The 6,771-nt window shown below is 71.3% G+C and carries 10 protein-coding genes; 6 read left to right on the top strand and 4 right to left on the bottom strand.

From position 1 onward, the window contains the following. Nucleotides 1-283 (bottom strand): hypothetical protein (locus tag K2X24_RS21865; protein WP_292501064.1); only part of this gene is annotated, 283 nt, incomplete at its 3' end. Here K2X24_RS21865 and K2X24_RS21870 point away from each other — a divergent pair. The 3 genes from K2X24_RS21870 (at nt 282) to K2X24_RS21880 (ending at nt 2,492) form a co-directional block, all read left to right on the top strand. Beyond that, entirely contained in the window at nt 282-785 is a 504-nt protein-coding gene (locus K2X24_RS21870; protein WP_238277472.1) for a YbjN domain-containing protein, read from the top strand. The genes K2X24_RS21865 and K2X24_RS21870 overlap by 2 nt on opposite strands. Continuing rightward, nucleotides 782-1,615: a pyrroline-5-carboxylate reductase gene (gene proC, locus K2X24_RS21875; RefSeq protein WP_292501067.1), complete on the top strand. Its 834-nt coding sequence runs from the start codon at nt 782-784 to the stop codon at nt 1,613-1,615. Before K2X24_RS21870 ends, proC begins: the two co-directional genes overlap by 4 nt. 67 nt (nt 1,616-1,682) lie before the next feature. After that, a complete protein-coding gene (locus K2X24_RS21880; RefSeq protein ID WP_292501069.1) occupies nt 1,683-2,492 on the top strand; it encodes a TetR/AcrR family transcriptional regulator in 810 nt (269 codons plus the stop codon). Between the two features lie 3 nt (nt 2,493-2,495). Here K2X24_RS21880 and K2X24_RS21885 read toward each other — a convergent pair whose 3' ends face one another. The 3 genes from K2X24_RS21885 to K2X24_RS21895 form a co-directional block, all read right to left on the bottom strand. Next, nucleotides 2,496-2,864 (bottom strand): cupin domain-containing protein, encoded by a 369-nt coding sequence (locus K2X24_RS21885; protein ID WP_292501072.1) that lies wholly within the window; start codon nt 2,862-2,864, stop codon nt 2,496-2,498. Nucleotides 2,865-2,976: 112 nt separating this feature from the next. Continuing rightward, a complete protein-coding gene (locus K2X24_RS21890; RefSeq protein ID WP_292501075.1) occupies nt 2,977-3,375 on the bottom strand; it encodes a hypothetical protein in 399 nt (132 codons plus the stop codon). Between the two features lie 24 nt (nt 3,376-3,399). After that, nucleotides 3,400-4,635 carry an App1 family protein gene (locus tag K2X24_RS21895; RefSeq protein ID WP_292501076.1) on the bottom strand — a complete coding sequence of 412 codons (1,236 nt, stop codon included), beginning with the start codon at nt 4,633-4,635 and terminating at the stop codon, nt 3,400-3,402. 199 nt (nt 4,636-4,834) lie between these two features. On the opposite strand from K2X24_RS21895, the gene gntA reads away from it, so the two are divergent. The 3 genes from gntA to rnhA all read left to right on the top strand — a co-directional run. Further along, complete coding sequence (gene gntA, locus K2X24_RS21900) at nt 4,835-5,533, top strand: guanitoxin biosynthesis heme-dependent pre-guanitoxin N-hydroxylase GntA (RefSeq protein WP_292501079.1); 699 nt, start codon at nt 4,835-4,837, stop codon at nt 5,531-5,533. Then, nucleotides 5,523-6,131: an urea carboxylase-associated family protein gene (locus tag K2X24_RS21905; protein ID WP_292501080.1), complete on the top strand. Its 609-nt coding sequence runs from the start codon at nt 5,523-5,525 to the stop codon at nt 6,129-6,131. Before gntA ends, K2X24_RS21905 begins: the two co-directional genes overlap by 11 nt. A gap of 106 nt (nt 6,132-6,237) precedes the next feature. After that, nucleotides 6,238-6,771, top strand: a 534-nt coding sequence (gene rnhA, locus K2X24_RS21910) for a ribonuclease HI (RefSeq protein WP_292501082.1), incomplete at its 3' end; no start/stop codon positions are given.

The following is a 6,771-nucleotide window of genomic DNA, read 5'->3' on the forward strand; positions in this document are numbered from 1 at the left end:
CCAAGGCCGCCGCGCTTGTGCACAGGAAGGAACGGTGGACGGTCGCTTTCCTGTTCACCGGCTCACCGACCCGCTTTGAAACAGGAGTCCGGCGCGGTCTATAGTGGGTCATGACCTGATTCGCCTTCGACCCGAGCCGCCCTGCACCGAACAGAATCGCCGTGTTTCGCCCATCCTCGCGGGCGTGACTGGCACAGATCCGGATCATGGTGGCTCCGGTCGTCCGTCCGACGTTCGCAACGACTTCGCCGATCCGTCGCGGATCGACAAACTGGACCGCCATGACCCAACTCCACATCGAAGATCACGACCGGCACGAGCATCCCCTCGACATCGTCGAGCGCCTCGCGTCGCTGCGCGACTGGATCTTCGACCGGGCCGAGACCGACGAGATGTCGGTCTCCGTCGCCGGGCGCTGGGCCGATTACCACGTCGCGTTCACCTGGATCGAGGACGTGGAGGCGCTGCACGTGGCCTGCGCCTTCGACCTGAAGGTTCCGGAGCGCCGGCGCACCGAGATTCTGACGCTGGTCTCCCTGGTCAACGAACAATTGTGGGTCGGGCACTTCGACCTGTGGTCGACGGACAACGTGGTGATGTTCCGCCACTCGCTGCTCCTGACGGGCGGGGCCGCGCCGACGCAGGGCCAGTGCACGATGATGCTGAAATCGGCGGTCGATGCCTGCGAGCGCTACTACCAGGCGTTCCAGTTCGTGCTTTGGGCCGGCAAGTCCGCCCGCGAGTCCCTCGACGCCGTGCTCTTCGAGACCGAAGGCGAGGCGTGAGCGCGCCCGCCCCGGCCTACGCCGCCCTCCCCGCCTCCCTCACCCTCGTCGGGGCCGGCAAGATGGGGGGCGCCATGCTCTCCGGCTGGCTCTCCGCCGGGCTGGATGCCGGCCGCACCACGATCCTCGACCCACAGCCCTCCCCGGAGATGCGGGCGCTCTGCGCGACGCGCGGGATCGCGCTCAATCCGGCCGAGCCGCCCGTGTCGGAGGTCCTGGTGCTGGCGATGAAGCCGCAGGGCCTCGAGGCCGCCGCCCCGGGGCTCGTGCCCCTGATCGGACCGGACACGCTCGTAATCTCCATCCTGGCAGGCAAGACCATCGCCAACCTGCGGGACCGCCTGCCCGGGGCCCGTGCCATCGTGCGGGCCATGCCCAACCTCCCCGCCAGCATCGGCCGGGGGGCGACCGGGGCCGTGGCCAGCGTGGAGGTCGAGGCCGGACAGCGGGCCCAGGCGGACGCGCTCCTCGCGAGCGTCGGCTCGGTGGAATGGCTCGACGACGAGGGCCTCATCGACGCCCTCACCGCCGTCTCCGGCTCCGGTCCGGCCTACGTGTTCCTCCTGGCCGAGGTGATGGCGCAGGCGGGCACCGCCGCCGGCTTGCCCGCCGACATGGCCGCGCGCCTCGCCCGCTCCACGGTCTCGGGCGCCGCCGCCCTCCTGGAGGCCAATCCCCGCGAGGCCGGGCTCCTGCGCCAGGACGTGACCTCGCCGGGCGGGACCACGGCGGAGGCGCTGGCGGTCCTGATGCGCAGCGGCGGCCTGCCGGACCTGATGCGCGAGGCCGTGGACGCGGCGCGGCGCCGCGCCGGGGCTCTGTCCGGCTGAGGCGGACCTGACGTTCCGCCATCGCGACACTACATGGGGGAGCGAATTGGACGAGGATCGCACGACCATGGCCAAACGCCCCGGCTCTCCCAAGCCCGAGACCCACCAGACGGAGACCCATCAGACCGACGCCGAGATTCTGCCGGTGTCGGCCACGCCGGCGGAGAAGACGCTGCCCCCGCGCGAGGCCGCTGTCGAAGCCCTGATGCGGCTCGCTTCCGAGCAGCCGTGGAACGACATCGAGGTGGGTGACATCGCCCGGGAAGCCGGCCTGAGTCTCGCCGAACTCCGCGACCTCTTCCCGTCCAAGGGGGCGGTGCTCGGGGGTCTCTCGCGCATCATCGACCGCAAGGTCTTGGAAGGCGACAATGCGGACCTCGCCGACGAACCGACCCGCGAGCGCCTGTTCGACGTGCTGATGCGCCGCCTCGATGCGATGACGCCCTACAAGGACGCGCTCCGCCGGATCTCCTACGCCCTGCGCGGCGACCCGCTCTCGATGCTGGCGCTGAACGGCGTCGCCCTGAACTCGCACCGCTACATGCTGGCCGCAGCCGGCATCAACACCGAGGGGCCGCTCGGCCGCCTCAAGCTCCAGGGCGTGGTCATCGCCTTCGCCCGCACGGTCGAGGTCTGGCTCGACGACGACGACCCGGCGCTGGCCCGGACCATGGCACGCCTCGACAAGGAGATCCGCAACGGCGAGCGCTTCATGGAGCGTGCCGACGACGCCCGCCGCCTCACCGCGCCCTTCCGGGCGCTGGGCCGCTCGCTCCTCGACCGGGGCGGACGCGCGCGCCGGGCACGCCACGCGGGGGACGAACGCAACGAGGATGCGGGCCACCCCCTCGGCGGCGACCCGGCCGCGGCCATCTGAGACCTAACCCGGATCGGCCGAAATCTGCACCGGCCGGTCCGCTTCCCCGAAGTGGATCGCGAGCCAGATCGTCGGCCGGTCCGGGTCGGTGAAGGTGACCCGGTGGGTGGTGCCGGCCGGAATCATGCGGTGATCGCCCGGCGCCAAGGCCGTCTCGACGCCGCCCATCTCCAGCCGCGCCGCGCCAGCGAGGAGCAGCACCCACTCGTCATGGGCCTGCCGATAGGGCCGCTCGACCGGCGTGATCTGCCCCCGGGAGACGATGCGCTCGATCCGGCATCCGGGCCGCGCGAGGAGGTCGGTGAACACCTCGCCCGCCGAGGCATCGGGCAGGTCGGCGAAGACGTTGGCGACGGGGGTGACGGGGGCCATCGGCTCTCCTCGGGTTCGGCGCAGAGCCCGACGTATCGCGCGGGCGCCGCGCCGGTTGAACGGACCGGGCCATCCGGTGTCGCGTGGTTTCGCACGGCTGGTGGAGCCTCGGTCAGACACCCTGCCAGGACCTGACGAAGGTCGCGTGCACGGTGGGCCTTTGGCCGGTTCCGGTATCGACCACCATCGTCATGGCGAGGCGATCGCCGTCCTGGCGGAAGCGGATCGTGAAGGCCCGTCCCGTCGGCCAGCCGCGTCCCTGCGGGTCCCAGTGTCCGTCGCCCGTGAGATCGGTGGGGCCGGTCCGAGCGAGGGTCGCGGTCCACCCGTTGTTGGCGCTGACGACGATGCCCCGACCTCCGGTCCGGAACGCGATCCGACAGGTCAGACAGGCGCCCGCATTGGTGGCGATCTGCTGCCATTCGCCCAGGATGGACTCGGCTTGCTCCGCCTCGGCCGAGACGGGCAGGACGAGGGCCGCGAGCACCATGGGCAAGGCGGCCGGTCTCATTCCCATCACGGGTGCAGCCCGTTCCTATCCACCCGGCGGGTCCGATCGCGTCGGCTCGACGACCACGTTCGGGGGTGTCGCGCCGGCGTCCCCGAGGACCTTGCGCAGGGCGCGAGCCCGGGTTCGGCCCGCGCGCCGGCGCGTTTCCGGGAGCGCGCCGTCCGCGTTCCACTCCCGCGCCACGTCCGCGATCGCGTCGGCATGGATCAGCCCGCGCTCGGCGGCGTGCTCGGCCATGGCGAGGCTGTCGGCGGCCAGCACCAGGCTGCTGCCGTCCGCCTCCACCGCCTCTGCGAGGCGGGCGATCTCGTCGAGGCGTCCCGAGCCCTGCGAGACGTTGCGGATGTAGACCGCAGCCACCCGGCCCGGATGGGCGGCCACGATCCCCGCATAGACCTCCGGGTCGTGCTGGCCGCTGTCGCCGATCAGCACGAAGGGCAGGTCGTGGTAGAGCGTGAGCATGCGCTCGATCAACTCGCGCTTGTGGTCCTCGGCCCGGCGCGGCAGCGGGCTGGTCCAGGACAATCCCCATTCGCGCAGAAAGAGCACCGGTCCGATGGGAATCCGGTGCATGACGAAGAACTCGCTCAGCATGTCGTAGATGCCCCACGGCGCCCGCGAGACGTAGAGCATCGGGTTGCCCTCGGCGCCGCACGGCCCCGCATAGAGCGCCCGGTAGAGAGCGGCGGCGCCCGGGAAGGCGACACGGTTCTCCGCATCCTCCACGAACAGGCGCCAGAGCATCTTGGCCTTGTTGGCCACGCCCGTGCGCATGATCGTGTCGTCGATGTCGCTGATGACCACCCGGCGGCAGGCGGCGGAGGGGATGAAGACCTGCCCCTTCGCCCGCACCGGCTCGGGCCCGGCCAGATCGAGTTCCATCAGGTGCCAGGACGCTTCCGGCGGGGCGGGCAGGTTCGGCCGCAGGTGGACGCGGAAGTAGCCGTCGCGGTCGGTGACGACCTGTTCCTCGCAGCCGAAGAACCGCGCGGTGAGCACGGCGTCCGCCACCTTGCGGCGGGTGATGCGCCGCCGGATGTCGCGCAGTTCCGCCGCCCACCCCTCGTCGGCGGCGCTCGCCGCCCGCTGCGACTGGCGGAAGACCCGGCCGATCAGGAAGACCTCGTCGCGCGAGCCGTAGCCGCGATAGGTCTCCACCACCGTGCCGGCCCTGCCCTGAGACCGGCGGACGGGCTTGGCGACGAGGCGCAGGGCCCGCAGGGCGACCCTTGCGAGGCGGGAGGCCCCGGAACGGCTCATGGTTGCGTCATCGTCGGCTGGTCCCGGCATCGCGGGTCAATGCCCGGCGCCCGCAAAGGTTCGGTATCGCGCGACGCACGGGGGCTCACGCACCTGTGGATGCGCCGTGCCATGCCGTCGCGCGAACGGAACACGGCCAGCGAGGGCCGGTTCACGTCGGCACCCTACGCGTTCCGCGTACCGTCAGCGTCGAGTTTCCATGCATCTTCCCACAGACGACAGCGGCCATCCCCTGGCCGTGGCCTTCGAGGATTTCATCAGAAGTCAGCCCTTCCCCTGCGTCGGCGCGAAATCCGCGCTCTCGAAGGGCCAGATGAAGATCGTCGTGGCGCGCAGCATCGCCTCGAGCTGGGACGACCCCAGGCTCTATCCGGCGCTCCTCGCCTTCATCTGCCGCTACCGCGCCAAGCCCGACCTGTTCCAGAGCTTCGCCGTCATCTTCGCGGACGAGACCGCCTTCGGCGAGGAGGCATTCGAGCGCCATCTCTGGAGCCGCGTGCAGTCCCTGTCGGACAAGGATGCGTTCCTCGGCCAGCGCTACGACGCCCGCGTCGAGGCCGATCCGAACGATCCGCACTTCTCGCTCTCCTTCGGCGGCGAAGCGTTCTTCGTCGTCGGGATGCATCCCGGCGCGAGCCGCCCGGCCCGGCGCTTCTCGCACCCCGTCCTGGTGTTCAACCTGCGCGCCCAGTTCGAGCAGCTGCGTGCGGAGGGCCGCTACGAGAAGCTGCGCAGCGCGATCCTGTCGCGCGACGAGGCGCTGGCCGGCTCGATCAACCCGATGCTGGCCCGGCACGGCGACGCCTCGGAGGCGCGCCAGTACAGTGGCCGCGCCGTGGATGCCGATTGGGTCTGCCCGTTCCGGGGCCGCGAGACGGAGAGCCGCGATGCCGCCTGAGGCACCCGTGCACGAGATCGCGCCCCGCTCCGGCACCGCCTTCACCCTGGACAAGGGCGAGCGCCTGACCGTGATCGATCCGCGGGGCGAGCAGGTCGCCGACCTCCTGGCCTTCGTGCGGGGCGACCTCGACGAGGTCATCTCCTCGGGCCGGACCCTGGACTATGCCAGCCGGATCTACCTCACCACCGGCGACCCGATCTATTCCAACCGCTCGAACGTGCTCCTGCGCATCGTCGCGGACACCGTGGGCCGCCACGACTTCCTGCTCACCCCGTGCTCGGCCGACACCTTCCGGATCATCTACGGCGACGCCCACCCGCACCGGGGCTGCTTCGGCAACCTCGCGGCGGCGCTCGCCCCCTACGGCGTCGCGCCGGATCGGATTCCGGTCGCCTTCAACGTCTTCATGAACGTGACGGTGGACGGCGGCACCGGCGAACTGAAGGTCGAGCCGCCCTTGAGCCGGGCCGGCGACCACGTCACCTTCGAGGCGGAATGCGACCTCGTGATCGGGCTGACCGCCTGCTCGGCCCTGCAATCCAACAACGGCAGCTTCAAGCCGATCCGCTACCGCATCGACCCCGCCCGCACCTGATCCCGGGTGCCGCCGGGGGGCCGGCCCGTGCTATGGCGTGAGTCCGGAAACCCCGGCGACGCCCGCTCGCGTGACGGGCCGCCGCGAGAAGGTCGAAACGAGTTTGATGCGGACGATCGTGTATGCGGACGGCGGATGTGACCCCAATCCCGGCCCGGGCGGCTGGGGCGTCGTGATCGAGGCCGAGAGCGGCCGGATCGAACTCTGCGGCGGGGATCGCGCCACCACCAACAACCGCATGGAGCTGACGGCGGCGATCAACGCCCTGCGGCACTTCCCCGAGGGCGCGCAGATCGAGATGCGCTGCGACAGCCAGTACGTCATCAAGTCCGTGACCGAGTGGATGCGCGGCTGGAAGGCCAAGGGCTGGCGCACCGCCACCGGACCGGTGAAGAACGTCGAGCTGATGCAGGAACTCGACGCCCTGGCCGCGCGCCGCGACGTCCGCTGGACCTGGGTGCGGGGCCATACGGGCGAGGTGGGCAACGAGCGCGCCGACCGGCTCGCCGCCCAGGGCCGACGCGAGGCCCTCGGCCTGCCGTCCCGGCCGGAAGGCGGCCCTGCGCCCCTCACCGGTACCGCCGCCCTGCGCGCCGCCGCGGCGCCGGCGGCCCTCGCCACGGCAGCCGCCGTGGTCGAG

The sequence above is a fragment of the Methylobacterium sp. genome (assembly GCF_019750675.1).
Lineage (GTDB): Bacteria > Pseudomonadota > Alphaproteobacteria > Rhizobiales > Beijerinckiaceae > Methylobacterium.

Excerpts from the sequence above, each read along its gene's own strand:
- K2X24_RS21870 (WP_238277472.1), top strand. The coding sequence starts at position 282 with ATGACCCAACTCCACATCGAAGATCACGACCGGCACGAGCATCCCCTC.
- K2X24_RS21880 (WP_292501069.1), top strand. The coding sequence starts at position 1,683 with ATGGCCAAACGCCCCGGCTCTCCCAAGCCCGAGACCCACCAGACGGAG.
- K2X24_RS21885 (WP_292501072.1), bottom strand. The coding sequence starts at position 2,864 with ATGGCCCCCGTCACCCCCGTCGCCAACGTCTTCGCCGACCTGCCCGAT.
- K2X24_RS21890 (WP_292501075.1), bottom strand. The coding sequence starts at position 3,375 with ATGAGACCGGCCGCCTTGCCCATGGTGCTCGCGGCCCTCGTCCTGCCC.
- K2X24_RS21895 (WP_292501076.1), bottom strand. The coding sequence starts at position 4,635 with ATGAGCCGTTCCGGGGCCTCCCGCCTCGCAAGGGTCGCCCTGCGGGCC.
- gntA (WP_292501079.1), top strand. The coding sequence starts at position 4,835 with ATGCATCTTCCCACAGACGACAGCGGCCATCCCCTGGCCGTGGCCTTC.
- K2X24_RS21905 (WP_292501080.1), top strand. The coding sequence starts at position 5,523 with ATGCCGCCTGAGGCACCCGTGCACGAGATCGCGCCCCGCTCCGGCACC.